Source organism: Nocardiopsis sp. CNS-639 (assembly GCF_000381685.1).
Classification (GTDB): domain Bacteria; phylum Actinomycetota; class Actinomycetes; order Streptosporangiales; family Streptosporangiaceae; genus Nocardiopsis; species Nocardiopsis dassonvillei.
Window position 1 is genome coordinate 90,720 of record NZ_KB906870.1, and the last position, 26,220, is coordinate 116,939.

Consider the following 26,220-nt stretch of genomic DNA (forward strand, 5'->3'; position numbering starts at 1 on the left):
GGCGGGTCGGCAGTGACGCGGATCACTAGTATTGCGCTGCCCTGCCCCGCGCCTTCACATCCGAGAGCAGTACCTACCGAGAGACGGACCCCACTGGTGAGTGTCGAGGGAAGCACGAGAGCCGTCGTCACGGCGCTGTGCGCGAACCTGGGAATCGCCGCGACGAAGTTCGTGGCCTACCTCCTGACCGGATCGTCGTCGATGATGGCCGAGTCCATCCACTCGGTCGCCGACTCCAGCAACCAGGCGCTGCTGCTGATCGGCGGCAAGCGGGCGCGCCGGGGCGCCACGGAGGAGCACCCCTTCGGCTACGGCCGCGAGCGCTACGTGTACGCGTTCATGGTGGCGATCGTGCTGTTCAGCCTGGGCGGCCTGTTCGCGCTCTACGAGGCCTGGCACAAGATCTCCCACCCCGAGCCGATCACGTCCTGGCAGTGGGTCCCCGTGGCCGTGCTGCTGGTGGCGATCGTGCTGGAGTCGTTCGCCATGCGCACGGCGGTCAAGGAGTCCAACGCGGTCCGGGGCAAGGCGGGCTGGGTGCAGTTCGTCCGCCGCTCCAAGTCCCCCGAGCTGCCGGTGATCCTGCTGGAGGACGCCGGCGCCCTGCTGGGCCTGGTGTTCGCCCTGGCCGGTGTCGGTCTGACCCTGATCACGGGCGACGGCCTGTGGGACGGCCTGGGCACCGCCGCCATCGGCGTCCTGCTGGTGGTCATCGCGGTCGTGCTGGCCGTCGAGGTCAAGAGCCTGCTCATCGGCGAGTCCGCCACGAGCGAGAACGTGCGGGCCATCCGCCGGGCCATCGAGTCGGTCGAGGACATCGACCGCCTGATCCACATGCGCACCCAGCACGTGGGCCCCGAGGAACTGCTGGTGGCCGCAAAGGTGGCCGTGGACGCGCACGACGACGCGGGCCGGATCACGCGGGCGATCAACGAGGCCGAGGAGCGCATCCGGACGGCGGTGCCCATCGCCACGCTGGTCTACATCGAGCCGGACCTGTTCCGTGGCGGGGCCTCTCCGGAGGCGTCCCCCGGCACCGTCTCCTCGGGCTGAACCGGGGGTGGTGCGGCGGCCGGGGCCGGTCACCGCACCACCGCGGCCGCGAACTCCCGGAAACCGTTTCTTTACACACGGTAACAGGTGTAATCTGGGTGCATGAGTCGCACAAACATTGACATCGACGACGAACTGGTCACTACCGCCATGGAACGCTTCCAGGTGAGCACCAAGCGCGAAGCCGTGGACATCGCCCTTCGCCGGGCCGTGGGCACACCTCTCACCAAGGAGTTCCTCCTCAGCCTGGAGGGCATCGGCTGGGAGGGGGACCTGGACGAGATGCGCCGCTCCGGCTTCGAGGGCGGAGCGCCCGCCTCGTGAACACCGTCTATCTGGTGGACAGCTCCGCCTGGGTGGAGTACCTGCGCAAGACCGGCTCCGAGACCCACGTCTTCGTCAGGGAACTCATCGAGCGCGGCGTCCACCTGGCCACGACCGAACCCGTCGCCGCCGAGATCCTGAGCGGGGCGAAGAGCTCCACCGAGCTCCAGCAGCTGGAACGCCTCACCGACGGCCTGATCCAGCTGTCCCTGGACAACAGGCTCGACTTCCACCATTCGGCGGGCATCTACCGTGAGGCCCGCTCCAGGGGTAAGACGATCCGCAAGCTCTACGGCTGCCTCATCGCGGCCGTCGCCCTGCGCACCGACGCGGTCCTCGTGCACTGCGACCGCGACTTCGACCACCTCGCCGAGGTGTTCCCCCGGCTGCGCGTGCAGCGGCACGACCGGGAGTCAGCTTCTCGGCCCTGAAGGGGCCGAGCGTGCGGTTGAACCACCTCGCTGGCTGCGAGGGAGCCCACCGCGTCTGACCCGACAACCTAGGGGTTAGCGGGTGGGACGTGTGACTTCCGCCCCGCGTTCCACGCCTCCTGGCCCCTGCGGGCCAGGACACGGGAAGCATTGCGGTCCGCGTGCGCAACGACGCCGCAGCCCCGGCAGGTGAAGATGGCCTGATCGACCCGGTTTCTCCGGTCCACATGGCCACACTCAGCGCACGTTTGCGACGTGTACGCCGGGTCTACGAAGACCACCGGCACACCGGCACGGCGCGCCTTGTAGGCGATGAACTGACCCAGTTGGTGGAAGGACCAGGAGTGCAGCGTGACCCGTTGGGGCCTGCGTTGCCGTACCCGCGCGCGGATTCCCTTGAGATCTTCGAGGGAGATGCCGCGTTCGGTGCGTTCGGCCTCGGCCACGATGCGTTTCGAAATCCGGTGGTTGATATTTCTGGCGTGCCCGGCCTCACGGCGGCGCCGCTTCCTGAGCAGGCGCTTGGCGGACCGGGTGCCCTTGGTCTGCAACTTCTGGCGCAGCCTCTGCTGGCGCCTGCGGTACCGGTTGATCCTGCGTCCGGCCATCACCTGACCGTCGCTGGTGGTGGCGATGTTGACAATGCCCAGGTCCACCCCAAGAAACCCATCGGGGTCGATCTCAGGAGCGTCGACTACCTCCACCGCCACGGCCAGAAACCAGACACCGTCCCGGCAGAGCAGATCGGCCTCACCGCGTTTGTGCTCGGCCAGCGTCTTGATCTGGTCGGAGGCACCGACGAAGGGCACGTCCTTCAACCGGCCCTGGAAGGTCCACAGCGAGATCGTGCGCGCGTCCAGAGCGAAGGACAGGTTGCGCGCGTCGTAGGGGTGCGCCGACTCCGGGCGAAAGATGAGGGGTGTGGACTCGATCCGCTCCCGGCGGGCCGACCCCTTCGGCCCGTGGTTGCCGCTGCTCAGGTTGGACCGGCGGGCGCGATAGGCATCGCACACCTTCTTGATGGTGTGCTGAGCCGCCTGCGAGCCCGCCCCGGCCTCACGCAACTGGTGGTAGGTGTGCTTGCGCAGCTCGTAGTTGCGCATCATGCCCTGCTCGTGGGCCACCTTCGCCACCCAGGTGGCGTGGTCGTTGAGCGCTCGCAGGGTCGAAGCCAACACCGCCGCCTGCTCGGGCGACGGCGTGAGCTTGACCCACACGACGATCTTCGACACGCCCACCATCGTGCACCCGGCCAGTGACAGAACGCAGCCAAAGCAGCCCTCTGTGATCCCCATCACTGGCGGATCGGTGAGGACTGCGCGGCGATTCCTGCCGGGGCTGAAAAGCTCCGGGGTTTCTCCCCAAAGCAAAGCTGAACCCGCCGGGGCGGAAGACCTCCTCCCGCTCCCCCGCCCCGGACCCGGATCAGCCGACGTTGCGCTCGTAGACCAGGCGCAGGCCGATGAGGGTCAGCCACGGCTCGTGCAGGTCGACCGTCTCGCACTCGGCCACCACGATGGAGGCGAGCCCCCCGGTGGCCACCACGGTCACGTCGTCGGGCGCGTCGGTGAGCTCGGCGACCATGCGGTCCACGATCCCGTCCACTTGGCCCGCGAACCCGAACACGATCCCCGAGCGCAGCGCCTCGGTGGTGTTCTTGGCGATGGCCGCGCGCGGCTTGACGATCTCCACCATGTGCAGCTGGGCGCCGCGCCGTGAGAGGGCGTCCACGGAGATGTCGATGCCCGGGGCGATGGCCCCGCCCACGTACTCCCCGCGCGCGCTGACCGCGTCGAAGGTGGTCGCGGTCCCGAAGTCCACCACCACCGCGGGGCCGCCGTAGAGGTGGTTGGCGGCCAGCGCGTTGATGATCCGGTCGCTGCCCACCTCCTTGGGGTTGTCCATCCGGATCGGCACCCCGGTCTTGACGCCGGGTTCGACGATCACGGCCGGGACGTCACCGAAGTGGCGGCGGAACATGTCCCGCATCTCGTGCTGGACCGACGGGACCGAGCAGCACAGGGCGATGCCGTCGATGTCCTCGGGGCGGCCCAGGCTGCTGCCGTCGACGAGCCCGCGCAGGACCACGGCCCACTCGTCGGCCGTGCGCCTGGTGTCGGTTCCCACCCTCCAGTGTTCGAGAAGGTCGTCGGATGCGAAGAGACCGAAGACCGTCTCGGAGTTGCCGACGTCGATCGCGAGCAGCATGCTGGGGGCCTCATCCGTGGTCGAAGTGGTGTGTTCTCAAGGAATCTTCCACCAACCGGGCCGCTCACAACAGGTCAAGCGCGATATCCAGCGCCGGGCTGGAGTGGGTGAGCGCCCCGACCGCCAGGTAGTCCACCCCGGTGCGGGCCACGTCACCCGCCACGTCCAGGGTCAGGCCGCCGGAGGACTCCAGCCGCGCACGGCCCGCGACCAGCGCGACCGCCTCGCGGAGCCTCTCGACGGTGAAGTTGTCGAGCAGGATCTCCTCGGCGCCCGCGGCGATGGCGTCCTCGATCTGGTCGGTCCGGTCCACCTCCACCTCCAGGGGGAGGTCGGGGAAGCGCGCGCGGATGGCGCGGACCGCCTCGCCGACGCCGCCCGCGGCGACGACGTGGTTGTCCTTGACCAGTCCGGCGTCGCTGAGGCCGTAGCGGTGGTTGACCCCGCCGCCGCAGCGCACGGCGTACTTCTCCAGCGCGCGCAGCCCCGGGCGGGTCTTGCGGCTGTCCCGGATCCGGGCGCCGGTCCCGGCCACGGCGTCCACCCAGGCGCGGGTGGCGGTGGCGATTCCGGACATGTGGGTGAGGAAGTTGAGCGCGGTCCGCTCCGCGGTGAGCAGGTCGCGGGTGCGCGCGGTGACCGTCATCAGGACGTCGCCGCGCTTGACCGCGTCTCCGTCGGCCACGGTCCGGTGCGCCTCCAGTGCCCCGTCGGCGACCAGCCAGAAGACGAGTTCGGCGAGCGGGAGGCCGCTGACGGTGCCGTCGGCACGGGCCACCACGTGCGCGGTGCGCACCTGGTCGCCGGGGATGGTCGCGACGGTGGTGACGTCGATGCCCGGTCCCGCGGTGAGGTCCTCGGACAGGGCGCGGCGGACCAGGTCCACGTGGGACTGCGAGGGGGCGGTGTACGGGAGGGAGAACTCGGCGCGCGCGTCCGGGTGGGCGTCCGACGCCTCCAGAATCCCGCCGGCGCCCGAACCGGCGAGGGGGAGGCCGATGGAGTCCAGTTCCGCGGTGAGCGCGGGCGGCAGGGAGGGCGTCCAGTCCTCATCCGTGGTCACGATGGTGTTCCCTTCCAGTCGGACGACGACGGGGCGGATCCGGAGCCCGGGCACGGGCTCGGGGTGGTCGGCGCGCTGGTGCGCGCCCCTGCTCTCGGTCCTGTGCAGCGCGGCGGCGGCCACGAGCCGAGCCGCGGTGAGCAGGTTGGCGGTCTCCCAGGCGGCCACGTCGGGGGTGGCCGGGGAACCGGGACGGGCGAGGCCGTCGAGTTCGGCGGTCAGCTCGGCGAGCCCCTCACCGGTGCGCAGCACCCCGGCGTGGCGCGACATGAGGGTGCGCACGCGGGCCGCGGCGGCGGGGTCGGGAAGCGGGGTGACGGTGCCGACGGCCTCGGCCCGCGCGGGCCGGGGGGCGGGGTCGACCGCCAGGCGGGCGGCGATCCGGTCGGCGTAGACCAGGCCCTCCAGCAGGGAGTTGGAGGCGAGCCGGTTGGCGCCGTGCACCCCCGTGCGGGCGACCTCGCCCACGGCCCACAGGCCGGGGACCGAGGTGCGGCCGTCGATGTCGACCTCGGCGCCGCCGGAGGCGTAGTGGGCGGCGGGGGCGACGGGGACCGGCTGGGCGAGCGGGTCGATGCCGTGCTCGCGGCAGGAGGCGAGGATGGTCGGGAAGCGCCGCTCCCAGGTGGCCCGGCCGAAGTGGCGGGTCTCCAGGTAGACGTGGTCCACGCCCTGCTCGGCCATCGTGCGGGCGATGGTGCGCGCCACCACGTCGCGGGGGGCGAGGTCGGCCAGCTCGTGGACGCCCTCCATGATGCGCCTGCCTTCGGCGTCCACCAGGTAGGCGCCCTCGCCGCGCAGGGCCTCGGAGACCAGGGGCTGGCGCCCGCGCGCCTCGGGTCCGAGCCAGAGCACCGTGGGGTGGAACTGGATGAACTCCAGGTCGCGCAGACGCGCCCCGGCGCGGGCGGCCAGGGCGAGGCCGTCGCCGGTGGACACGGGCGGGTTGGTGGTGGCGGCGAAGACCTGCCCCATGCCGCCGGTGGCCAGCACCACGGCGGGGGCCAGGACAGCGCCGACGCCGTCGCGGGCGCCCTCGCCCATGACGTGCAGGGTGGCGCCGCACACCGCTCCCGTGTCGGGGTCGCGCAGGGCGTCCAGGGCCACGGCGTGCTCGACGGCCTCGATGCGCTCCTCGGCCAGGACGGCGGCCACCAGAGCGCGCTGGATCTCGGCGCCGGTGGCGTCGCCGCCCGCGTGCGCGACGCGGTCGGCGCGGTGGCCGCCCTCACGGGTGAGGGCCAGGGCGCCGTCCTCGGCGAGGTCGAACTCGGCGCCCAGCCCGATGAGCCAGCGCAGGGCGTCGGGGCCCTCGGCGGCCAGGACGTTGACGGCGTGGGGGTCGGACAGGCCCGCCCCCGCCAGGTGGGTGTCGACCATGTGGGCGACGGGCCCGTCCTCGGGCGCCATGGCGGCGGCGATCCCGCCCTGGGCGTAGGCGGTGGAGCCGGTGGACAGGCGGTCCTTGGTGACGAGCACGACCCGGCCGCGTTCGGTGCGCTGGACGTAGCGCAGCGCGGTGCTCAGACCGGCGATGCCCGAGCCGACGACCGCCACGTCGGCCTCGATCGTCCACCCCGGCTCGGGGGCGTCGAGCCGCGTCTGGAGGGGTGTGCTCATCCGTGTTCTCTCTTCCGGGGTGCCGCCGGTACGCGGCGCTGGTGTGCGGGGGGTTCGGGCGCCCACGGGGTTCTGGAGGCGGCGGAGGCGGGTTCCCGTGGGGGAACTGCGCCGTAGGCGTCGGTTGAGGGTGGTGGCGGGCGACGGGTGGGCACGAGCGAACCCGCCGGAGACACCGAAGGTTCCCGTGCTCCGGGCGCCCGAACACCAGCAGGACCACGCCGTAGGCGTCCGTTGAGGGTGGTGGCGGGCGACGGGCGGGACGAAGCGAAGCGGAGGTCCAAAGAAAACACTGCCTAGAGGGTCAGGGACACGTTGTCGATGAGCCGGGTCGCGCCCACGCGGGCGGCGACGGCCAGGACGGCCTCGCCCGTGTGGTCGGCGGGGACGTCGGCGAAGGTGGTGGGGTCCACCAACGCCAGGTAGTCGAGTTCGACGGGGGGTTCGGCCCCGGCCGCGTCGTCCAGGACGGCCCGGGCCGCGGCGCGGACGGCGTCGGGGCCCGCAGGGACGGCGGCGCGGCCCGCCTCCAGGGCGCGGGACAGGGACAGGGCACTGGTGCGCTCGGCCCCGGAGAGGTAGACGTTGCGGCTGGAGGTGGCCAGGCCGTCGGGGTCGCGCAGGGTGGGCGCGCCGACGATCTCCACGGGCATGTTGAGGTCGGCGGCCATGCGGCGGACCACGGCGAGCTGCTGGGCGTCCTTGCTCCCGAAGACCGCGAGGTCCGGGCCGACCAGGTGCAGGAGCTTGCTGACCACGGTGAGCACGCCGGTGAAGAACCCGGGGCGGGAGGCGCCCTCCAGCCGGTCGCCCATCGCGCCCGCGTGGACGGTGACCGTCTGCTCGGCGGGGTACATGGTGTCGACTCCGGGGGCGAAGACCACGTCGACGCCCTCCTCCGCGCACACGGCGGTGTCGGTGTCCAGGGTGCGCGGATAGCGGTCGAAGTCCTCGTTGGGCCCGAACTGGAGCGGGTTGACGAAGACGCTGACGACCACGGTGTCGGCGCGTTCGCGGGCCAGGCGCATGAGGCTGCGGTGGCCCTCGTGCAAGGCGCCCATGGTGGGGACGAGGGCGACGCGCCCGGCGCCCGTGAGGGCGCGGCGCAGCTCGTCGGGCGTGTGCGCGACGAGGGGGGCGGGGGTGGCGGAGTGCGGTGCGGTCATCGGTGGTTTCCCGTGGTGGTGTTCTGCGTCGCGGCGGCCGTGCGCGCGCCGGACCCGGCGGCGTCTCAGCGGCGGAGGACGTCCAGCAGGCGCGCGGCGTCCTCGGGCTTGAGCATTCCGGCGTTGATGGCGCGGTCGGCGGTGAGCCGGGCGAGTTCGACGTAGCTGGCCACGCTCTCGGGGGCGTTCTCCCGCAGCTGCTCGATGTGCCCGGCGACGGTTCCGGCGTCACCGCGCAGGACGGGGCCGCTGAGCCCGTGGATGCCCAGCCGCAGGGCGTTGTCCAGGGCCGCGCTGAGCATGGGTGCGAGCATGCGGCCGGGTTCGGGGACCCCGGCGGAGGCGAGCAGGGCGGCGCTGTCGGAGACCAGGGTGACCAGGTGGTTGGCGCCCCCGGCGAGGGCCGCGTGGTAGAGGGTGCGCTTGTCCTCGGTGATCCACACGGGTTCGGCGCCCATCTCGACGACGAGGGCCTCGGCGATGGGGCGCAGCTGCTCGGGCGCGGTGACGCCGAACGCGCAGTTGGCGAGGCGGTCGACGTCCTCGTCGCGCCCGGTGAAGGTCATGGCGGGGTGGAGCGCGAGGGGCAGCGCGCCGACGAGGGTGGCGGGGGCCAGGACACCGTAGCCGTGGGCGCCGCTGGCGTGGACGAGGATCTTGCCGCGCAGGTCGGTGCCGGTGGAGGCGAGCCCCTCGACGAGTTCGGGAAGGGCGTCGTCGGGGACGGTGAGCAGGACGAGGTCGCTGGCCTCGGCGACCTGCGCCGGTTCGAGCACGCGCGCGGTGGGCAGGCGGTCGGCGACGCGGGCACGGGAGGCGTCGGAGACCGCGGAGGCGGCGACGACCTTGTGCCCGGCCCGGCCGAGGGCCTGTCCGAGGACGGAGCCGACCCGGCCGGATCCGATGACGCCGATCCGCAGGCGGGCGGGACGTCCCTGCGTCGTCTCCATGTGTGCCCCCTCGTGGTCCGAACGCGTGGGGCGCGTCCGGTTCCTGTCGTGCCGGGGCGCCTGAGCACACGATAGTCCTCCCCGGCCGGTGACCTGCCGACCCGCCCCCGCGCACGCGTGTGGGGGCGGACACCGCGTCCGCCCCCACCACCCGGCGCGCCGACCCCCTCCGCGGGGCCGACGGGATCAGTCCTGGATGATCACCCCGGTGTTGAAGCACGAGCCCAGGGACTGGCCGAAGGCGGCGTTGGAGTTGCCGCAACCCACGTTCCCGTTCGTCAGGCCGTTGATGTAGGAGAGGTTGCCGCTGAATTCGGAATCGTGGTTGGAGGTCCAGGTGCCGATGTTCGCGGCCGCCGGTGCCGCGGTGAGGAGGACTCCGGCCGAGGCGAGGATCACGGCACTGGTGGCGAGCGTCTTCTTGAGCACTGCGCGTCTCCTTCTGTGTCCGGTCGGGGGGACCGCCGGACGGCTGGTTGTGTGGCGGCCCCCTGGGGAGCCGCTCAAGAAATTACCCCCGGGAAGACCTCGCTTCCCCGCTTTGAACTGGCCTTATAACGAGAAAAATCCTTATGTTCACACTGCGTGCGCGCGCCTCTCGGGTGTGTTCGGGACAAAGACCCAGACATCGGCGGGAGGCGCGTGCGCGCAGCGTCACCGGCCGAACGGTTTCCAGTCGGACGACAATTGCGGTTGCGGCCGAGCGGAAGGGGGCGGGTCGCGGACGGGGTTCGCGGGTCGGATCCGGGAGGATCGGGTGCGGGACCCGGACACGACGAAGGCGCCACCCCGTCGTCACGGGATGGCGCCTCGGCCGGGAGCCCGCCGCCCGGCGGAGCCGGGTCGGGCCGCCCTGAACTGCTACTAGTTCTTCACGGTGGCGCCGGAGTCGACGCAGTTGGCGCCGGCCACACCGAGGACCGCGATGGCGTTGCCGCAGACGTTGATCGGCACGTCCAGGTCGGCCACGAGCTGGTTGCCCCCCAGGATGCTTCCGTTGCCGGAGGTCGAGACGTCGTCGACGGCCATGGCCGGAGCGCCGGTGAACAGGACGCCCGCAGCGGCGGCGGCGATGGCACTGGCGGCGAAAGCCTTCTTCAGCATGTGGTTTCTCCCGTCGGACCGGTTGGCGGGGGGCGCCAACCGGTCAATACCATTGACTATGCGTATGACAATGAACACTCCCCGTGTTCGGTCACCATTTAGCCATACTCCCTCGCCCCGCGTGGCCACAACGCGAAAGCATTTCACGGCCGCGAGCTGGAATTATCACCATCCGTGCGCATCCATGTCCGACATGTGAACCACAAAAGGGAGCCCGAGGACCCCCTAATGTGATGCACGACACATCAGCGTTCGGGGGTGTCCCGGGTCCCCTCCGTACCGTCCTCGGCGGAGGTGTCGGCGGTGCCGTTTTTCCCGGTTTCCGCGACCCCTGGTCCCGGATCCTCGTATTCGGGACCTTCGGCCCCCGGCGCCAGGAAACGCGGACGGCCGCCCTGCGGCGGCGCGGCCGCAGCCGGGGCCTCGACGCGCGTCGGGTCCCGCGTGTCCTCGGTGTGCGCCGACGCCCCGGCGGACACGGGTTCTCCGGACCCGGCCTCCTCGAAGGAGGGCCGCCCCGCGGTCCCGGTCCGGCGGGTGAGGGTGGCTCGGGTCGCCCAGCGCTCCGTGCCCGCCGCGGGCACCCGGGCCCGGCGCCCGTACTCGGTCAGCGCGTCCAGGAAGCGGCGCGCCTCCCGGGCCCGGCGCCCGTGGGCCCTGGCGCGGACCGGCCCCGGGGGCGTGTCCACGTCCACCGCGACACGTCCCGTCAGGCGGGCCAGCGGCCCGGCCACCAGGCGCGCCGTCTGGACGCGTTCCACCGGGACGATCTCGGTCACCAGACAGAACAGGCCGCGCGTGCTGACGAAGAGGTGCTCGTCCACGCCCATCAGGTTCGGCACCGGCCTGTCGTTGGGCACGAGCGGCACATGGGCCGCCTCGCTCTCCGGGAACAGCTCGTTGACCAGGGCGAAGGCCGTGCGGCGCGGCGCCACGGGCAGCAGGGTGGACGAGTCGGCCTGGCGCGCGCCCGCGTAACCGGCCACGTTGGCCTCGACCCGGGCCACGCCCAGGGCCCGCCAGAGCAGGGGCTCGACCACGCGCACGGCCTGCACGCGCCCCGGCGGGACCGTCTGCATGCGCCGCTGGAACATGCCGTAGCGCAGGCGCAGGCCGTCGGAGGAGAGGGAGGCGTAGTAGTCGGTATAGCGGGCCAGGGGCCCCCAGAAGTAGCGCAGCAGCCCCAGGGTGAGCGGGAGGAGCGCGCCCACCACGCCCGGTTCCGCGAAGACCGCGCCCGCGGTGGCGAGCATGAGCAGCGCGATGAAGGACAGCAGGACCGGCACGCGGAAGGTCAGCGCGCCGAGCAGCAGCAGGAAGGGCAGCCGGTAGAACGGCCACTCCGGCGCCTCGGGCGAGCGCCCGGGGAGTCCGGCGGCGTGTGCGAGGACCGCCACGCGCAGGCGCTCGGCCAGGACGCGGGGCAGGCAGCGCAGCCGGATGTCGCTCCCGTCGCCGCCCGCCAGCTCGATGCGCAGCTCGGCCATGCCGAACACCTGGAGGAACAGGGGCCGGACCACGTCCACCGCCTGGAGGCGGCTGAGCGGCACCTCGCGCGAGCTGCGCCTGACCAGGCCGCTGTGGACGACCAGGTGGTCCTCGCGCAGGCCGAAGGTGGCGTACCACCACGCGGGCAGGGCGTAGGCGAGCGTGCCGAAGACGACGGCCACGGCCATCATCACGACCCAGGCGAAGCCGAAGGTGTTGAGGATGGGGCCGACCAGCGCCACGAACACCAGGGTCACCGCGACGACCTGGAGCGGGACGCTCATCCAGTGCGCGCGGAACACGCCCGTGGTGACGTCGTCCTCCGGCCGCGGGGGCCGGGCCGGCTGGGGCCGCCACCCGAACGGGGGCAGCATGGCGGGCGGCTGCGGCGGACCGAACGGCGGACCGGGCGGCTGCGACGGTCCGGGCGGCCCGAAGGGCGGGCCCGGAGGGCCCTGGTACCACTGAGGCCCGGCGGGCCCCGGTCGGACGTGCGGGCCCGGGGGACCCTGCGGCGGCTGAGCTGGTCCGTGCACTTACAACCCCGTCGAGAAGCTCTCACTGCGCGCCGCGAGCCGGTCGCGCATCCGGACGGCCTCGGCCAGCGGCAGCCCGACCACCCGGGTGTCCGCGGTGCTGGCGGCGGTGCGCACCTGCACGGTGGCGATGCCCAGGGCCTGTTCGAGGAGGTCGGCGGTGACGTCCACGACCTGCATCCGGCCGTAGGGGATGACCACCAGCTGCCTCACGAACACCCCGTAGGTGAGGTAGAGCTCCTCGTCGGCCTCCGCGTAGCCCCACGACCGGCGGAAGAGCCCGGCCAGGACCCAGCCCGCGGCCAGGACCGCCGCGGCCAGAACCGCCCAGGCGGCGGCCCAGGGCCAGGAGGCCCGCACGAGCAGCAGCACGGCGCCCCCGCCCCCGGTGATCAGGCACAGCGTGCCCACCACGATCCGGCGGTACCAGGCCAGGGCGGGCGACACACGGCTCCAGGAGGCTTCCCCGGGCGGTGCGAACGCCGCGTCGAGCGGCCTGGAGGGCCCGGGCGGCGGTGTCGTGTCACTGGTCTCCACGGAGCCAGTCAACCATCCGGGGGCAAGCACCGGCAGACCGACGCGGCGCGCAGGCGAATCCGGGCGAAAGACCCCGGGGCGTCAGAACCGGGCGCCGTCCTGCGGATCGTCGTCCTCGGGGACCCGGCAGGAGTGTTCCAGGTACAGGGCGGCGGCCAGCAGCAGCCCCGACGACAGTGCCGTGCCCAGCGCGGTGAGGAACACCTCCCGGTGCACGGGCAGCACCAGCGTGTCCGACACCGACAGCGCCATCCCCGCGAAGAAGCCCAGCGCCAGGGACGCGAACAGCGCGCTGGCCTTGGCCAGGGCGACCAGGCGGGCCGCGCTGAGCGGCTGCATCGGCTCGGTCCCCGGCTCCCGGCGGATGCGCCTGCGGGTCCGCCCCGCCGTGTAGCCCTCGGCGACCGCGAGCAGCACCAGGGTCGGGATCGCCGACCACGGCAGCAGCGGCAGCCCCGGCAGGGAGTTGGTGACCAGCACCCCCGTGAGGGCGCCGACGACCGCCAGCAGGGACGGCACCCGCCATCCGGTGGGGCGCATCCGCCCCTCCTCGTCCCGGGGCATCAGTCCCGCCCCGGCAGACGCAGCCGCAGGTCGTCGCGCCGGTGCAGCCCCTGCTCACCGCAGGCCTCCAGCAGGTCGGCGACCGGCCCCCTCCCGGGCAGGCGCGCCCCGGGGTCGGCGTCCAGCCAGGGCCGGAGCACGAACCCCCGTTCGTGGGCGCGCGGGTGCGGCAGGGTCAGCTCCGGGTCGTCGTCGCGCACGTCCCCGAACGCGATGACGTCCACGTCCAGCGTGCGCGGCCCCCACCGGACCTCGCGGACGCGGTCGAAGGCCCGCTCGGCCGCGCGGGCGCGCTCCAGCAGGGCGCGGGGCGGACCGTCGGTGTCCACGACCAGGACCGCGTTGAGGAAGGCGCCCTGTTCGGGGCCACCCACCGGCTCGGTCTCGTAGACGGGGGACACCGCCACCGGGACCGGCGCGTCCGCGCCGCCCAGCAGCGTGTCCACGGCCCCCTGGAGGGCCGCCATCCGGTCCCCGAGGTTGGAGCCCAGGGAGAGCACGGCGCGCCGCCTGGCGGGGTCCTGCGCGCCCGCCGGGTCCCGGGCGTCCCCGAGGTCGCCGGGTTCGCGCCGCGTCCGCTCCCGGACCACGGTGACGGCCACGTCGGCGAACTCGTGCTCGATGGGCGCCGACGGCTTGTGCACCGTCACCTCCGCCCGCTCGACCAGCGGTTCGGCCAGGCACTCCCGGGCCAGCCGCTCGGCGAGGGTCTCGATCAGGTTGACCGGCTCCCCGGTCACGATCGCGACCAGGCGGTCGGCGAGCAGGCCGTAGTGGACGGTGTCGCCCACGTCGTCGGAGGCCGCCGCCGGGGCGGTGTCCAGGTACAGCACCGCGTCGACCACGAAGTCCTGGCCCTCCCGACGCTCGAACTCGAACACGCCGTGGTGGCCGCGGGCCCGCAGTCCGCGGAGCGCGACGCGATCGGGCATCAGGCCTCGACCTCTCCCTCGTCCTCGTCGTCCTCCATGAGCACGGGCGAGGCGTGGTGCGACCACAGCCGCCACCCCTGGTCGGTGTCCACGAACAGGTTGGTGGTCACCACCTGGCCGCCCGCGACGAAGCCGGGACTGTCCTCCTCGGCGGTCAGCACGTTCTCCTCGCACGTGACCATGGCGATGTCGCCGCCGACCCCGATGTGGGTCTCGGTGAGCACGTACTGGATGTAGGTGACGTTGGCCATGATCAGCGACCAGGCGCGCATGATCTCGGTGCGCCCGCGCAGCAGCGGCCAGCCGGGGTTCACGCACACCAGGTCGGGCGCCTCGTGCTCCTCGGCCCAGACGCTGCGCATCAGGTCGATGTCGCCGTTCTCGATGGCGCTGTAGAACTGCGCGTTGGCCTCGGCCACGCTCTCCATGACCTCCTGCCGCGACTTCACAGGCGGCCCTCCACCGGCTCGGCGCGTCCCTCGTCCAGACGGGCGCCGCCGTCGGACCAGGCCGCCGCCACGCGGACGGCGTCGGCGCTGGGACGGACGTCGTGCACCCGCACGGCCCACGCCCCCCGGTCCGCGGACAGGGTGGTGACGGCCGCGGTGGCGGCGTCGCACTCGGTGAAGGGGCGGTCCTCGCCCTTGGCGTCGCCGAGCAGGCGGCTCAGGAAGCGTTTGCGCGATCCGGCCACCAGCACGGGGCGCCCCAGCTCGTGGAAGCGCTCCAGCTCGTGCAGCAGCGCCCAGTTGTGCGCCTGCTCGGGGCGCTTGGAGAATCCCAACCCGGGGTCCAGAACGATCTGTCCGGGGTCGACACCTGCACTGATCATGGCCTCCATACGGTCGCGGAGCTCATCGAGGACCTCCTGGACGACATCCGTGTACACGGCACGGCTCTGCATGTCATGACTATGCCCACGCCAGTGCATCAACACGTAGGCAACGCCGGAAGAAGCCACGAGTCGGGCCATGGCCGGGTCGGCGAGCCCGCCGCTGACGTCGTTGACCAGCACGGCCCCGGCCTCCACGGCCTTCTCGGCGATCTCGGCGCGCATGGTGTCGACGCTGACGGCGACGCCCCGCGCGGAGAGCTCCCGCACGACCGGTTCGACCCTGCGCAGCTCCTCGGCGGCGGAGACGCGCTGCGCGCCGGGACGGGTGGACTCACCGCCCACGTCGACCAGGTCCGCGCCCTCCTCGACCAGGCGCATCCCGTGTTCGATCGCCCTGTCGGGATCGAACCACGCGCCGCCGTCGGAGAAGGAGTCGGGGGTGACGTTCACGACCCCCATGACCAGGCACCGCCCGCGGTCGGGCAGGCCCGGAAGTGTGTGTTTCGGCCCCATAAGGATCACCCTACGCGTACGCCGGAAAACCGGAGGCGCGCGCCCGGGGCTTGTGCCCGTCCGCGGAGGCGCGAAACCCTCCCCCGCGACTCGGTCGCGGGGGAGGGTTTCGCGGTGGAGACCCCTCGGGTCTGTTTTGAACCGGTCTCGGCTTGTGGCGGGTCGGTCCGGGCGCCCGAACACGGACCGATGCGGAGCGGAGGTCCAGGAAACCGCTGCCTAGCGCTGGCTCAGGATCAGGCTCATCGCCTCGGAGCGGGTCCGGTCGCTGCTGCGGAAGATCCCCCGCACGGCCGAGGTGACGGTCTTGGCCCCGGGTTTGCGCACCCCGCGCATGGTCATGCACAGGTGCTCGGCCTCGACCACGACGATCACCCCGCGGGGCTGGAGGAACTCCATGATCGCGTCCGACACCTGGCCGGTGAGCCGCTCCTGCACCTGCGGCCGGCGCGCGTACACGTCCACCAGGCGGGCGAGCTTGCTCAGACCGGTGATGCGGCCGTCCGCGCCGGGGATGTAGCCCACGTGCGCCACCCCGTAGAACGGCACCAGGTGGTGCTCGCAGGTGGAGTAGAGCTCGATGTCCTTGACCAGGACCATCTCCTCGTGGTCGGCCTCGAACACGGTGGTGAGCACGTCCCCGGGCTTTTGCCCCAGCCCCGCGAACTGCTCCTCATAGGCCCTGGCCACCCGTTCGGGCGTCTTGACCAGGCCGTCGCGGTCCGGGTCCTCGCCGATGGCGAGCAGGATCTCGCGGACGGCGCGCTCGATGCGCGGACGGTCCACGGACCTGGGCGGCAGGTCCTCGGTCGGGCTCACGAGCTCTCCTCCTCACCTCTGTCGGACGGCCCCGGGAGCTGTCCGTTGGTCGAGGAGCCCCGGACCGCCTGGGGGTCCTGGACGTCCGTGGAGCCCTGCACCGCGTCGGCGCCCGGGACCTCGGCGCCGTTGAGCACGGCCAGCTCCTTCTTGGAGCGCACCGGGGGCCGCTCCGAGGGCTGGCGCTTGCCGTACCCGGTGTAGGAGCCGCGGGAGGGTCGCTTGACCACCGGCGCGAAGATCTCCAGCACCTGGGCCTTGGACAGGGTCTCCTTCTCCAGCAGCGCCACGACCAGGTCGTCCAGGACGTCCCGGTACTCGACGAGGACCTCGTAGGCCTCGTCGTGCGCGGACTCGATGAGGCGGCGCACCTCCTCGTCGATGATGGAGGCGATCTCCTCGGAGTACTCGCGGGCGTGCGACATCTCCCGGCCCAGGAAGGGTTCGGTGTTGCCGGATCCGAACTTGCGGGCGCCCAGGCGCTCGCTCATGCCGTACTCGGTCACCATGTTGCGGGCCAGGCTGGTGGCCTTGTCGATGTCGTTGCCCGCGCCGGTGGTGGGCTCGTGGAAGACGAGCTCCTCCGCGGCGCGGCCGCCGAGCATCATCGCGAGCTGGTCCATCATCTGCGAGCGCGAGGTGAGGAACTTGTCCTCCGTCGGCACCGACATCGTGTAGCCCAGGGCCCGGCCGCGCGGCAGGATGGTGATCTTGTGCACCGGGTCGGAGTTGGGCAGCGCGTGACCCACCAGGGCGTGGCCGCCCTCGTGGTAGGCGATGACCTTCTTCTCCCGGTCGGACATCACCCGGGTCTTGCGCTCGGGACCGGCCATGACCCGCTCGATCGCCTCCTCCAGGACGGCGTGGGTGATGACGTTCCGGTCGGCGCGCGCGGACAGCAGGGCGCCCTCGTTGATGACGTTGGCCAGGTCGGCGCCGGTCATCCCGGCGGTCTGGCGGGCGATGACGTTGAAGTCGACGTCGTCCGCCATGGGCTTGCCCTTGGCGTGGACCTTGAGGATGTCGCGGCGGCCGTCCATGTCCGGGCGGTCCACGACGACCTGCCGGTCGAAGCGGCCGGGGCGCAGCAGCGCCGGGTCGAGGATGTCGGGCCGGTTGGTGGCGGCGATGAGGATGACGCCGCCCTTGACGTCGAAGCCGTCCATCTCGACCAGCATCTGGTTGAGGGTCTGCTCGCGCTCGTCGTGCCCGCCGCCCATGCCGGCGCCGCGGTGGCGGCCGACGGCGTCGATCTCGTCGATGAAGATGATCGCGGGGGCGTTGGCCTTGGCCTGCTCGAACAGGTCGCGCACGCGGGAGGCGCCCACACCGACGAACATCTCGACGAAGTCCGAGCCGGAGATGGAGTAGAACGGGACCCCGGCCTCGCCGGCGACGGCGCGGGCCAGGAGGGTCTTACCGGTTCCGGGCGGGCCCATCAGGAGCACGCCCTTGGGGATCTTGGCGCCCATCGCCTGGAACTTGGCCGGGTTCTGGAGGAACTCCTTGATCTCGTGGAGCTCCTCGATGGCCTCGTCGGCCCCGGCGACGTCGGCGAAGGTGTTCTTGGGCGTGTCCTTGGTGATGAGCTTGGCCTTGGACTTGCCGAAGTTCATCACGCGCGAGCCGCCGCCCTGCATCTGGCTGAAGATGAACCAGAAGATGACGATGATGATGACCAGCGGCAGCAGGCTGAACAGCGCGGTGGTCCACACCGGTGTGGTGGCGACCGAGACCTCGTAGGACTCCAGGTTGGAGCCCTCGCTGTCCAGGGAGGTCTGGAGCATCTCCGCGAGCTGGAGGCCCTGCCCCTCGACCCAGTACGCCTCGTAGATCTCGTCGTCCACGGTGGTCAGCACGATGCGCTGGTCGCGGTCGACGATCTCGGCGTTGTCCACCTCGTCCCGCTCGATGAGCTGGTGGACGGTCGAGATGTCGGTCTCCGTGGGTTGGGGACCGCCACCGACGTCGAACACGCGGAAGCCGATGATGAGCATGAGGCCGACGGCCAGGATCCAGATCCACGGACCGCGGAAAAAACGCTTCAGATTCATGTGAGCGGAACCCTGTCGGGTCCGTCCCTCCTGACCAGGCCGCCCCGCCCCAGAGGAGTTTCCGAAGCAGGACCTATCGGACACGTGGTTCCCCGGAACGTCGCCGGGATATTCGACGGTACACCTCGCCCCCGAGGACGGGCACGCCCGCACGGACGACCGGACGGGAACCGTCATGAAAGCAACGACGACACCCCACCGCGTTGTTCCCGTGGCGCTCCCCACAGCCTCCGTACGGGTCGGTGCGAGCCCGTACGGAGTCCGGACGGCGCCTTCCGCGGCGGGTCGGGCCCGCCGTCCTAGCTCTCGTAGACGTGCGGGGCGAGGGTGCCGATGAAGGGCAGGTTGCGGTACTTCTCGGCGTAGTCGAGGCCGTAGCCGACGATGAACTCGTTGGGCAGGTCGAAGCCGACGTACTCCACGTGCAGGTCCACGTCGAAGGCCAGCGGCTTGCGGATCATCGTGCAGACCTCCACCGAGCGGGGCCCGCGCGACTTCAGGTTGCCGATCAGCCACGACAGGGTCAGACCGGAGTCGATGACGTCCTCGACGATGAGGACGTCGCGGTCCTTGATGTCGGTCTCCAGGTCCTTGAGGATGCGGACCACACCGGAGGAGGTGGTCCCGGCCCCGTAGGAGGAGACCGCCATCCAGTCCATGGAGACCGGGGTGTGCAGTACCCGGGCGAGGTCGGCCATCACCATCACCGCGCCCTTGAGCACACCGACGATGAGCAGGTCCTTGCCCGCGTAGTCGGCGTCGATGCGCGCGCCGATCTCCTCCAGGCGGGCCTTGATCTCTTCCTCGGTGACCAGGACCTTCTCCAGGTCCCGACCCATGTCTTTGGCGTCCACGCTGATGTCCTCGCTGCTGGGTTCCCCGTTTGCGGCAACCAGGATAAACGTGCCGAACGCGACGGCGGAGCCGGACCGGCCCGCCCTCCCCCGCGGCGGCGCGTCCCGGGGGCGGACACGCCGGGCGCGGCCGGGCCTCAGCGCTCGAAACGGACACGGCCCGCGACACGGCGGCCCCGGACGCCCCCGGGCAGGTCGATGTGGGCCTGACCACGCCACTCGGTGACCAGCCGGTCCAGTTCGCGCACGTGCCGGGCGGTCAGCGCGCTGGCCGGACAGCCCGCGGCGAGCGCGGCGCGGCGCAGCACGCGGGTGCGCAGGGACTCGGGGGCCCGCTCCAGCGGCGCCACCGCCAGCACGGGCCCGACCGGGCGCGCGTCCCGCCCGTCCCCCCCGCCCGGGCCGGACGCCTCCTCGAACAGTCCGTCGGAGAGCAGGTCCAGGGTGTCGGCGTCCGCGCGCAGCATGCCCGCGGTGCGGGCGAGCGCGGCGGCGATCCCCGGGCCCAGTGCGCGCTCCAGGGCGGGCAGCGCCTCGTGGCGCACCCGCGACCGGGCGAAGCGGGGGTCGAGGTTGTGCGGGTCCTCCCACGCGTCCAGACCCATCCGGGCGCAGGCCTCGCGCACGGTGGCCCGGTCCAGGTCCAGCAGGGGGCGCAGGCGGTGGCCGACGCGCGGCGCCATCCCCGCCAGCGAGCGGGCCCCGGAGCCGCGGGCCAGGCCGAGCAGGACCGTCTCGGCCTGGTCGTCGAGCGTGTGGCCGAGCAGCACCACGGCGGGGGCGCGCTCGGCGACCGCGCCGTCCAGTGCCTCGTAGCGGGCGCGCCGGGCCGACGCCTCGGGCCCGCCCGGTCCGGTCACCCGCACCGTCCGGACCAGGACGGGGTCGAGTCCGAGCCCGGCCAGGACCTTGGCCACGTCCTCGGCCCGCCGGTCCGAACCCTCCTGGAGCCCGTGGTCGACCGTGACCGCCCCCGCGGCCCGGCCGACGCGGGGGGCCTCGAAGGCCACCGCGCCCGCCAGCGCCAGGGAGTCGGCGCCGCCGCTGCACGCCACGAGAGCCGTGGTGTCGTCGGGCAGGTCGCGCAGCACCCGCCGGACCGCCGAGCGCACGGCGGCGACGGCGGGGTGCGGACCGCTCACTCGTTGACGGCGGCCGGGCGCACGACCCGGTCGACCCAGGCGGTGGGGTTGCGGATCTCCGCCAGGGTGGGCAGGGTCTCGGGCGAGGTCCACACCCGGTTGAACTCGGTCATGCCGACCTCGGCCACCACGGCGCGGACGAAGGCGGCGCCCTCCTCGTACTGGCGCATCTTCATGTCCATGCCCAGCAGCTGGCGCATGATCCGGTCGATCGGGTTGGCGGACTCGCGGCGCTTCTGGAAGCGGGCGCGGATGGTGGCGACGCTGGGCACCACCTCGGGGCCGACGGCGTCCATGACGAAGTCGCCGTGGCCCTCGGCGAGGCTCATGACCGCGGTGACCCGGTCCATGATCTCGCTCTGCTCGGGACTCTGGATGGCGGTGATGAGGTTGCTCTCGCCCCCGCCCCGGACGGCGTCGGCGACGGCCTCGCCCGCGGCGCGCAGCCTGCCGATGAGGTCGCCCGCGTCCATCTCCGACGACAGGAGCAGCTCCTGCATGAGCCCCTGGACGTGGCCGCGCAGCCACGGCGTGGCCGTGAACTGCATGCGGTGGGTCTCCTCGTGCAGGCACACCCACAGGCGGAAGTCCCGGGGGTCGACGTCCATCTCGCGTTCGGCGTTGACGATGTTGGGCGCCACCAGCGTCAGACGGCCGGTCGGCAGGGTGCCGTCGGGGTCCGGCGGCAGGAAGAGTTCGTACTGGCCGAGGACCTTCCCCGCCAGGTAGGAGAGCACCGCTCCGAGCTGCACCCCGGTGATCCGGGAGCCGACCGCGCTGGTCAGGCTCCCGGCCGGGCTGTTGTTGAGCCGGTCGGCGCCCATCTGTTCGAGTACGGGTTCGATGACCACTCGGAACCCGTCGACGTTGGCTCGGATCCAGCCGGGGCGGTCCACGATGACCGCGGGGCCCGCTGGTTCGAGGGGGTTCATTCCGGTGAATTCGCGCACGTGCCCGGCCGCCACGGTGGAGAGCTCCCGCAACTGCGCGACGGCCTGCCGCGCGTCGGACAGGTCCACCTGCGGGCCCGGGCGCACGAGGCGGACACCGGTGTTCACGGCTACGTCCCAGTCGATCACAGTCACACCGCCAGCCTACCCACGAGGCGCGGGACGGCACGGGGATCAGGGTGGGAATTCCGGGTACCGCCCGGGATGACCCTGAGGACGACCGATTTCCCCGGTTCCTCCGGTGTCACCGAGGGGTTCCGCGCCGCCGGGTCGCACGGCCGGGGGCGTGCGCGTGGTGGCCGGTCAGGAGCAGCCGCACTGGCTGAGCGCGGAGGCCAGGGGGTCCAGGCGGGAGCCCACTGCCTGGGGGTGGTTGGCCATGAAGGCGAACAGGAACAGGTTGCCCTCCTGGTCGTGGACGGTCCCGGCCAGGGTGCTCACCCCGTTCAGGGTGCCGGTCTTGCCGCGCACCAGCCCCGCGCCCTCGTGCGCCGTGGAGTAGGCCGAGTAGCGGCCCCCGCTGGCCAGGGTGCCCGTGGAGTTGGCCGTGGGCAGCCCGGTGATCGCGGCGTTGAGGTCGGGGCGGTCGTCGCTCGCGGCCAACCGCAGCAGCTCCACCAGGGCCCGCGGTGTGATCCTGTTCTCGGTGCTCAGGCCGCTGTTGTCCGACAACCGCACGCCCTGCACGCCCAGACCCTCCATCACCTGGTGGGTGGCCGCCGCGGCGCCGTCGAAGGAGGGCTCCGCGCCCAGGGCGATCGCGGTGACCCGCCCCAGCGCCTCGGCCATGTTGTTGTCGCTGGCCAGCATCATGTGCTCGACCAGCGCCGACATCGGGGGCGAGTCGACGCTGGCGACGGGCTCTCCGGAGGCCCGCTCCTCGGTGGGCGAGCCCTCGACCGTGATCCCCGCCTCCTCCAGTTGTCCGGCGAAGGCCTCGGCGGCGAACAGGGGCGGGTCCGGCACGCGCGATCCGTAGCCGCTGGCCTCGGGGGAGGACCTCCCGGAGTCGATCATCAGCGCGTGCACCGTGGCGGTGCTGCCCTCGGTGACGTAGTTGGGCTTCCAGCCGGGGCCGGTGTCCGGACCGGTGAACAGCGAGTCGTCGTAGCCGAGGGAGACCGTGTCGACGCCCTCCGCGCCAAGGGCCCGCGCCGTGCGCTCGGCCAGCTCCTTCAGGGTCGCTACCTGCGGGTAAGCTGCGGAGTCGGCGGTCGTGGTCAGGGTGACGTCGCCCTCTCCGCGCAGCACCACGCGGTCCTGTCCGGGAACCAGGTAGGCCTCGGTGCTCAGCACGTGGTCGGGTCCGACGGCGTCCAGTACGGCGACGGCCGTGGCGATCTTCGTGGTCGAGGCCGGGGTCACGGGGGCGTCCGGGTCCAGCTCGAAGAGCGTCTCACCGGTGGCGGCGTCCACGACGAAACCGGAGAGGCCCTCCTCGATCCCGGAATCCGACATGGGATCATCGAGGATGTCCGCGATCCGTTCCGGGTCCGCCGGAGTCGAGGCCGCGGGTTGCGCCGCCGCCACGCCCTCGGCGTCCGTGACCGGGTTGGGCGCCGCGGGAAGGGGCCGCGCCCCGATCACGTCGAGGGCGACAAACCCGGCAATCAGCACGAATATGTTGAGCAGGGCCAGCGCGAGGAGCGCCTCGCCTCGTACCCGTCGCACTCGGGGGCACCTGCCCTTCCTTCGGTGTAGCGGCCTGACGTTGTAGTTATACGGCGACATTAGTCGCATTGGGAGCCGAGATCAGCATGGAATTCGACGTTACGATCGAGATCCCCAAGGGGGAGCGCAACAAGTACGAGGTGGACCACGAGACCGGTCGTATCCGTCTCGACCGCATGCTGTTCACCTCCACGACCTACCCCGCCGACTACGGGTTCGTCGAGGGGACCCTCGGCGAGGACGGCGACCCCCTGGACGCCCTCGTCCTGCTCAAGGCCCCGACGTTCCCGGGCTGCCTGATCCGGGCCCGCGCCATCGGCATGTTCCGCATGCGCGACGAGGCGGGGGGCGACGACAAGCTGCTCTGCGTCCCCGCGACGGACCCGCGCCAGGAGCACCTGCGTGACATTCACCACGTGAACGAGTTCGAGCGCCTGGAGATCGAGCACTTCTTCACGGTCTACAAGGACCTGGAGCCCGGCAAGTCCGTGGAGGGCGCCACCTGGGTCGGCCGCCACGAGGCCGAGCAGGAGATCGTGGCCTCGGTCAAGCGCGCCGAGGAGGCCGGCGTGCACGGCGACGCCTCGCACATCTCCGAGGTCAAGGAGAGCTAGTCGGCTCCCGAACACACGTGTCACGGCGTCGCCGCGACGGCCCGGCGGAGGACTCCCCGCCGGGCCGCGCCGTGTCCGGGCGGCGGCCTCAGCGCTGACCGTGCGAGGCGACCGCCCCGGGGCCGGGCAGGGGCTCGTGCGCGGAGTCCTTGGTGAGCACGTACCCCGCCAGCACGATCAGCAGCAGGGCGCACAGCAGTGCCAGGGCGACGGGCAGCAGGGAGGCCAGGCCGCGGGTCAGGAGCGGGTCGCTCGGCGGTTTGGGGAAGCCCTCGCGGTCGAAGCGGTCGGCGCGCACGGCCACGTGCGTGCGGTAGCCGTCGAGTTCGGGGCCGACCATGCCGTTGAGCACGCGCGTCGGGACCAGCGCGGTGTTCTCCGGCAGCCCCAGCTCGGCCGGGGCTCCGGCCTGTAGGCCGTTGGCCCGGTGGCGGGCGCACTCGACCTCGGCGAGCGCGTGCAGCCACTCCCCCAGCCGGTCGGCGTCGGCGAGGCGACCGATGTGCGCGCGGGCGACGATCAGCGTGTCCCTGAGCACCACGTGCGCGGCGTCGCGGTCGCGCAGGACCAGGATGCAGCGCCGGTACAGCTCCGCTCCGTACGCGTCGAGAAGCCTGGCGTAGGCGTCCTCCGGCGGAGTACGGCCGGAGCGCAGGGCGTGGAGAAGATCCCGGTCCGTCATAGACCAAGAATCTACGCCGCGCGCGGCACGGTGCTCACCGCTTTGTCGAATCCGGTGGCGGCGGGGCGGGCCCTCCGGCGCGGGCGCGCAGCCACAGCAGCACGAAGGTGAGCGCGGTCAGGACGGCGACGAGCAGGGCCTCCCCCGGTCCGAGGAAGCCGAGCGCCATCACCCAGGCCGCCGCGACGACGAGCGCGCGCACCAGGACGCGCGCCCACAGTCCCGGCGCCTCGGTGCTCAACTGCGCCTTCCGGGGACGGATGCCATAACGGCCGCTCCTGTCACTACGGCTGGGGGATGGAGCCCTTTCCGGCGGTGGCCGCACACCGTACTCGGGTTCCACATGTCACCACCACGGAGCGCCGCCCGCAACACGCCCCGCGAACGCCGGGGTGAGGGGGGCGACACGCGGGGCCACCGCACCGTCGCTTGACTCCTCCCGGCCTTTGCTGGTCTCCTTACACCCATGTATCCGCGCACGCGCACCGACGCCATGGCTCGTACGGCCCCCGGGGCCTCCTGCCGCCTGGCCCGTGCGGCGTGTCCGTGTTGTCGTCGCTGAGTCGTAGCCGAGGCGTCCTCGTACGCCGCCGACCGACCGCGTGCCCCTCCGCGCCCCCAAGTCCATCGTGGACGCCGGGCGCTGGGCACCTCCCCACAGGGTGATCTCCGTCTCCGCGTGAATCCGCGGGGCCGCTCCCCCTGCCGCCCCGGCGCACCGGGGCTTCCAGACGACATCCGCGCGCTCCCGTTCCCGGGGCGCGCACACGTGAAGGATCCTCTCACGATGCCCCAGCGCACTCTCTCCGGCACTGCCGTACTCCCCGCTCCTCCCAACGCCACCGCACCGGCCCCGTCGTCCGCGCCGTCCCCGAGGAGCGCGCCCGTCTCCCTGGAGGGGATCGGCGACGTGGTGGACGCCGGACGCCGCTCCGGCTACGCCCACCTGGGCGAGCGCCGCATGCCGACCCTCGGCCGCCTGGTGACCGCCGCCCGGGGCGCCGCCGCCTCCCTGGGCAGGCCCACGCTGTGGCCGTCCCGGCGGGGGCGCTGGCAGCTTGTCCCCCGCGCGGCCCGGCGCCAGGCGGGCGGCAGGCTCCGCGTGACCGCGGTGGCCCTCGAACCCAACAGTTTCGTGTCCGGACCCGCCCCGCACCCGTCCCGACAGCACGGCATGGAGGTGCTGTACCTGGTCAGCGGGCGCGCGCACCTGATCGCCTCCGCCGCGGACGGGCAGATGCGCTCGGCGTCGGAGCTGTCCGCCGGCCGGGCCCGGGTGGTGGGCTCCGCCGAGGGCAGCGGTGGCCGCCACCACCTCGTCAACACCGGCGACGAGGTGGCCGTGGTGGTCCGGGTGACCGCCTGAACCGGCGCACGGACACGCGGACTCACTCATCGCCGCCCCGTTCGGTCGCGGCCGCGCGCAGGGCGGCGTCGACCGCCTCGACCGATCTGAGGACGGCGGCCATGCGCTGTCCCTCCGCGAGGTAGGCGTTCATGACCTGGTCGAGGGCGTGCGGCGGCATGTGGTCGCGCAGGTCGACCCGGGCGGTCCGGTAGCCCTCCCGGGCGGCCTCCAGCGCCGAGGAGACGTACTGGTGGGCCAGCCGGGACAGGGCGACCGGATGGCGCCGCAGGACGCCGTGCAGCCGGTAGTCGGCGGGCACGTGGTCGAACAGCCACACCAGGGCCGTCTGTTCGAAGGAGTCCGCCCCGGGCGGGTGGACGCTCGCGGGCCAGTCCGGCGTCAGCGACTGATCGGGCATGCCTCCGATCATACCCGCTGTTCGAAAACCTGTTCGATGCGGCCAGGGGTCAGTCCACGGTCCCGGAGGATCCGGGCGCCCCGCCCTCGGCGGACTCGCGTCTCTCCATCTCCACCCGGATGGCCTGCTCCGCGGCGTCCACGGCGGCACGCGCGGTGATGGCGTTCGTGTGCGCCCGGTCCAGCTCCTCCAGGAGGATGCAGTCGAAGGAGACGCGGGCGTCGTGAATGGCTGCTTCGAGTTGACGTGATGCCTCTTCCAGACTCATGTCCCTCTTCCTTCCCCAGAAGTCGGCACTTGCACATCAAGGGCCCCAGGCGTCTCCCGCCGCGGTGCGCGCGGCA

28 protein-coding genes and 1 pseudogene are annotated in these 26,220 nt (G+C 72.4%); 5 read left to right on the plus strand and 24 right to left on the minus strand.

What is annotated here, in order from left to right; translation table 11 throughout:
• Nucleotides 1-96: 96 nt before the first annotated feature.
• The 3 genes from G011_RS0122470 to G011_RS0122480 all read left to right on the plus strand — a co-directional run bounded on the left by G011_RS0122470 (nucleotide 97) and on the right by G011_RS0122480 (nucleotide 1,808).
• Complete coding sequence (locus G011_RS0122470; protein ID WP_019610452.1) at nucleotides 97-1,053, plus strand: cation diffusion facilitator family transporter; 957 nt, start codon at nucleotides 97-99, stop codon at nucleotides 1,051-1,053.
• Between the two features lie 102 nt (nucleotides 1,054-1,155).
• A complete protein-coding gene (locus G011_RS30165; protein ID WP_036552950.1) occupies nucleotides 1,156-1,377 on the plus strand; it encodes a type II toxin-antitoxin system VapB family antitoxin in 222 nt (73 codons plus the stop codon).
• Nucleotides 1,374-1,808, plus strand: a complete 435-nt coding sequence (locus tag G011_RS0122480) for a PIN domain nuclease (protein WP_019610454.1) — start codon at nucleotides 1,374-1,376, stop codon at nucleotides 1,806-1,808. The genes G011_RS30165 and G011_RS0122480 overlap by 4 nt, the downstream gene beginning before the upstream one ends.
• A gap of 68 nt (nucleotides 1,809-1,876) precedes the next feature.
• On the opposite strand, the gene G011_RS0122485 is transcribed toward G011_RS0122480, so the two are convergent.
• The 20 genes and pseudogenes from G011_RS0122485 to dacB all read right to left on the minus strand — a co-directional run bounded on the left by G011_RS0122485 (nucleotide 1,877) and on the right by dacB (nucleotide 22,814).
• Complete coding sequence (locus tag G011_RS0122485) at nucleotides 1,877-3,049, minus strand: RNA-guided endonuclease TnpB family protein (protein ID WP_051104399.1); 1,173 nt, start codon at nucleotides 3,047-3,049, stop codon at nucleotides 1,877-1,879.
• Between the two features lie 184 nt (nucleotides 3,050-3,233).
• On the minus strand, nucleotides 3,234-4,016 hold the full coding sequence (locus G011_RS0122490; RefSeq protein WP_013155972.1) for a type III pantothenate kinase: 783 nt from the start codon (nucleotides 4,014-4,016) through the stop codon (nucleotides 3,234-3,236).
• A 64-nt stretch (nucleotides 4,017-4,080) separates the two neighbouring features.
• Entirely contained in the window at nucleotides 4,081-6,699 is a 2,619-nt protein-coding gene (locus tag G011_RS0122495) for an L-aspartate oxidase (RefSeq protein ID WP_019610456.1), read from the minus strand.
• Nucleotides 6,700-6,995: 296 nt separating this feature from the next.
• Entirely contained in the window at nucleotides 6,996-7,865 is an 870-nt protein-coding gene (gene panC, locus G011_RS0122500; RefSeq protein WP_019610457.1) for a pantoate--beta-alanine ligase, read from the minus strand.
• A gap of 65 nt (nucleotides 7,866-7,930) precedes the next feature.
• Entirely contained in the window at nucleotides 7,931-8,815 is an 885-nt protein-coding gene (locus G011_RS0122505; RefSeq protein ID WP_013155969.1) for a Rossmann-like and DUF2520 domain-containing protein, read from the minus strand.
• A gap of 186 nt (nucleotides 8,816-9,001) precedes the next feature.
• Nucleotides 9,002-9,244: a hypothetical protein gene (locus tag G011_RS0122510; protein ID WP_019610458.1), complete on the minus strand. Its 243-nt coding sequence runs from the start codon at nucleotides 9,242-9,244 to the stop codon at nucleotides 9,002-9,004.
• Between the two features lie 435 nt (nucleotides 9,245-9,679).
• A complete protein-coding gene (locus G011_RS0122515) occupies nucleotides 9,680-9,919 on the minus strand; it encodes a chaplin family protein (RefSeq protein ID WP_019610459.1) in 240 nt (79 codons plus the stop codon).
• Nucleotides 9,920-10,164: 245 nt separating this feature from the next.
• On the minus strand, nucleotides 10,165-11,781 hold the full coding sequence (locus G011_RS0122520; RefSeq protein ID WP_019610460.1) for a PH domain-containing protein: 1,617 nt from the start codon (nucleotides 11,779-11,781) through the stop codon (nucleotides 10,165-10,167).
• Between the two features lie 162 nt (nucleotides 11,782-11,943).
• Nucleotides 11,944-12,390 (minus strand): PH domain-containing protein, encoded by a 447-nt coding sequence (locus tag G011_RS0122525; protein ID WP_019610461.1) that lies wholly within the window; start codon nucleotides 12,388-12,390, stop codon nucleotides 11,944-11,946.
• A gap of 171 nt (nucleotides 12,391-12,561) precedes the next feature.
• Nucleotides 12,562-13,044 carry a DUF3180 domain-containing protein gene (locus G011_RS0122530; RefSeq protein ID WP_026338557.1) on the minus strand — a complete coding sequence of 161 codons (483 nt, stop codon included), beginning with the start codon at nucleotides 13,042-13,044 and terminating at the stop codon, nucleotides 12,562-12,564.
• A complete protein-coding gene (gene folK, locus G011_RS32625; RefSeq protein WP_255342154.1) occupies nucleotides 13,044-13,544 on the minus strand; it encodes a 2-amino-4-hydroxy-6-hydroxymethyldihydropteridine diphosphokinase in 501 nt (166 codons plus the stop codon). The genes G011_RS0122530 and folK overlap by 1 nt, the downstream gene beginning before the upstream one ends.
• A gap of 75 nt (nucleotides 13,545-13,619) precedes the next feature.
• A pseudogene (folB, locus tag G011_RS32630) lies at nucleotides 13,620-13,976 on the minus strand (dihydroneopterin aldolase); the annotation flags it as partial.
• Complete coding sequence (locus tag G011_RS0122540) at nucleotides 13,976-14,425, minus strand: nuclear transport factor 2 family protein (protein WP_013155962.1); 450 nt, start codon at nucleotides 14,423-14,425, stop codon at nucleotides 13,976-13,978. The gene G011_RS0122540 and the pseudogene folB, both read right to left, overlap by 1 nt.
• Complete coding sequence (gene folP / locus G011_RS0122545; protein ID WP_019610464.1) at nucleotides 14,422-15,324, minus strand: dihydropteroate synthase; 903 nt, start codon at nucleotides 15,322-15,324, stop codon at nucleotides 14,422-14,424. The genes G011_RS0122540 and folP overlap by 4 nt, the downstream gene beginning before the upstream one ends.
• Before the next feature lie 219 nt (nucleotides 15,325-15,543).
• Nucleotides 15,544-16,143: a GTP cyclohydrolase I FolE gene (gene folE / locus G011_RS0122550; RefSeq protein ID WP_013155960.1), complete on the minus strand. Its 600-nt coding sequence runs from the start codon at nucleotides 16,141-16,143 to the stop codon at nucleotides 15,544-15,546.
• Nucleotides 16,140-18,197, minus strand: a complete 2,058-nt coding sequence (gene ftsH, locus G011_RS0122555; protein ID WP_013155959.1) for an ATP-dependent zinc metalloprotease FtsH — start codon at nucleotides 18,195-18,197, stop codon at nucleotides 16,140-16,142. Before ftsH ends, folE begins: the two co-directional genes overlap by 4 nt.
• 299 nt (nucleotides 18,198-18,496) lie before the next feature.
• Nucleotides 18,497-19,051 (minus strand): hypoxanthine phosphoribosyltransferase, encoded by a 555-nt coding sequence (hpt, locus tag G011_RS0122560; RefSeq protein ID WP_019610465.1) that lies wholly within the window; start codon nucleotides 19,049-19,051, stop codon nucleotides 18,497-18,499.
• A 137-nt stretch (nucleotides 19,052-19,188) separates the two neighbouring features.
• The gene (tilS, locus tag G011_RS0122565) at nucleotides 19,189-20,193 is read right to left on the minus strand and encodes a tRNA lysidine(34) synthetase TilS (RefSeq protein ID WP_019610466.1); all 1,005 of its coding nucleotides are present in this window, start codon (nucleotides 20,191-20,193) and stop codon (nucleotides 19,189-19,191) included.
• Entirely contained in the window at nucleotides 20,190-21,272 is a 1,083-nt protein-coding gene (locus G011_RS0122570) for a zinc-dependent metalloprotease (protein WP_019610467.1), read from the minus strand. Before G011_RS0122570 ends, tilS begins: the two co-directional genes overlap by 4 nt.
• Before the next feature lie 174 nt (nucleotides 21,273-21,446).
• The gene (gene dacB, locus G011_RS0122575) at nucleotides 21,447-22,814 is read right to left on the minus strand and encodes a D-alanyl-D-alanine carboxypeptidase/D-alanyl-D-alanine-endopeptidase (protein ID WP_026338558.1); all 1,368 of its coding nucleotides are present in this window, start codon (nucleotides 22,812-22,814) and stop codon (nucleotides 21,447-21,449) included.
• 86 nt (nucleotides 22,815-22,900) lie between these two features.
• On the opposite strand from dacB, the gene G011_RS0122580 reads away from it, so the two are divergent.
• Complete coding sequence (locus G011_RS0122580; RefSeq protein ID WP_013155954.1) at nucleotides 22,901-23,428, plus strand: inorganic diphosphatase; 528 nt, start codon at nucleotides 22,901-22,903, stop codon at nucleotides 23,426-23,428.
• A gap of 88 nt (nucleotides 23,429-23,516) precedes the next feature.
• Here G011_RS0122580 and G011_RS0122585 read toward each other — a convergent pair whose 3' ends face one another.
• Complete coding sequence (locus G011_RS0122585) at nucleotides 23,517-24,110, minus strand: RNA polymerase sigma factor (protein ID WP_019610468.1); 594 nt, start codon at nucleotides 24,108-24,110, stop codon at nucleotides 23,517-23,519.
• Nucleotides 24,111-24,144: 34 nt separating this feature from the next.
• Nucleotides 24,145-24,351, minus strand: a complete 207-nt coding sequence (locus G011_RS0122590; RefSeq protein WP_019610469.1) for a hypothetical protein — start codon at nucleotides 24,349-24,351, stop codon at nucleotides 24,145-24,147.
• A gap of 546 nt (nucleotides 24,352-24,897) precedes the next feature.
• Between G011_RS0122590 and G011_RS0122595 the strand changes: the two genes are divergently transcribed.
• Nucleotides 24,898-25,476: a hypothetical protein gene (locus G011_RS0122595; protein WP_026338559.1), complete on the plus strand. Its 579-nt coding sequence runs from the start codon at nucleotides 24,898-24,900 to the stop codon at nucleotides 25,474-25,476.
• 22 nt (nucleotides 25,477-25,498) lie between these two features.
• Here the strand turns inward: G011_RS0122595 and G011_RS0122600 are convergent, their stop codons facing one another.
• Both G011_RS0122600 and G011_RS0122605 read right to left on the minus strand, forming a co-directional pair.
• Nucleotides 25,499-25,888 (minus strand): hypothetical protein, encoded by a 390-nt coding sequence (locus G011_RS0122600; RefSeq protein ID WP_013155950.1) that lies wholly within the window; start codon nucleotides 25,886-25,888, stop codon nucleotides 25,499-25,501.
• 37 nt (nucleotides 25,889-25,925) lie between these two features.
• Nucleotides 25,926-26,144, minus strand: a complete 219-nt coding sequence (locus tag G011_RS0122605; RefSeq protein WP_019610471.1) for a hypothetical protein — start codon at nucleotides 26,142-26,144, stop codon at nucleotides 25,926-25,928.
• Nucleotides 26,145-26,220 lie beyond the last annotated feature (76 nt).

Bases quoted from the DNA above. Each gene is read 5' to 3' on its own strand.
- G011_RS0122515 (WP_019610459.1), bottom strand. From the start codon at position 9,919: ATGCTGAAGAAGGCTTTCGCCGCCAGTGCCATCGCCGCCGCCGCTGCG.
- G011_RS0122505 (WP_013155969.1), bottom strand. From the start codon at position 8,815: ATGGAGACGACGCAGGGACGTCCCGCCCGCCTGCGGATCGGCGTCATC.
- G011_RS0122585 (WP_019610468.1), bottom strand. From the start codon at position 24,110: ATGACGGACCGGGATCTTCTCCACGCCCTGCGCTCCGGCCGTACTCCG.
- G011_RS0122595 (WP_026338559.1), top strand. From the start codon at position 24,898: ATGCCCCAGCGCACTCTCTCCGGCACTGCCGTACTCCCCGCTCCTCCC.
- ftsH (WP_013155959.1), bottom strand. From the start codon at position 18,197: ATGAATCTGAAGCGTTTTTTCCGCGGTCCGTGGATCTGGATCCTGGCC.
- panC (WP_019610457.1), bottom strand. From the start codon at position 7,865: ATGACCGCACCGCACTCCGCCACCCCCGCCCCCCTCGTCGCGCACACG.
- G011_RS0122490 (WP_013155972.1), bottom strand. From the start codon at position 4,016: ATGCTGCTCGCGATCGACGTCGGCAACTCCGAGACGGTCTTCGGTCTC.
- G011_RS0122605 (WP_019610471.1), bottom strand. From the start codon at position 26,144: ATGAGTCTGGAAGAGGCATCACGTCAACTCGAAGCAGCCATTCACGAC.
- folP (WP_019610464.1), bottom strand. From the start codon at position 15,324: ATGGGGCCGAAACACACACTTCCGGGCCTGCCCGACCGCGGGCGGTGC.
- G011_RS0122485 (WP_051104399.1), bottom strand. From the start codon at position 3,049: ATGGTGGGCGTGTCGAAGATCGTCGTGTGGGTCAAGCTCACGCCGTCG.
- G011_RS0122530 (WP_026338557.1), bottom strand. From the start codon at position 13,044: ATGCCCCGGGACGAGGAGGGGCGGATGCGCCCCACCGGATGGCGGGTG.
- G011_RS0122600 (WP_013155950.1), bottom strand. From the start codon at position 25,888: ATGATCGGAGGCATGCCCGATCAGTCGCTGACGCCGGACTGGCCCGCG.
- G011_RS0122520 (WP_019610460.1), bottom strand. From the start codon at position 11,781: ATGCTGCCCCCGTTCGGGTGGCGGCCCCAGCCGGCCCGGCCCCCGCGG.
- G011_RS30165 (WP_036552950.1), top strand. From the start codon at position 1,156: ATGAGTCGCACAAACATTGACATCGACGACGAACTGGTCACTACCGCC.
- G011_RS0122495 (WP_019610456.1), bottom strand. From the start codon at position 6,699: ATGAGCACACCCCTCCAGACGCGGCTCGACGCCCCCGAGCCGGGGTGG.
- G011_RS0122580 (WP_013155954.1), top strand. From the start codon at position 22,901: ATGGAATTCGACGTTACGATCGAGATCCCCAAGGGGGAGCGCAACAAG.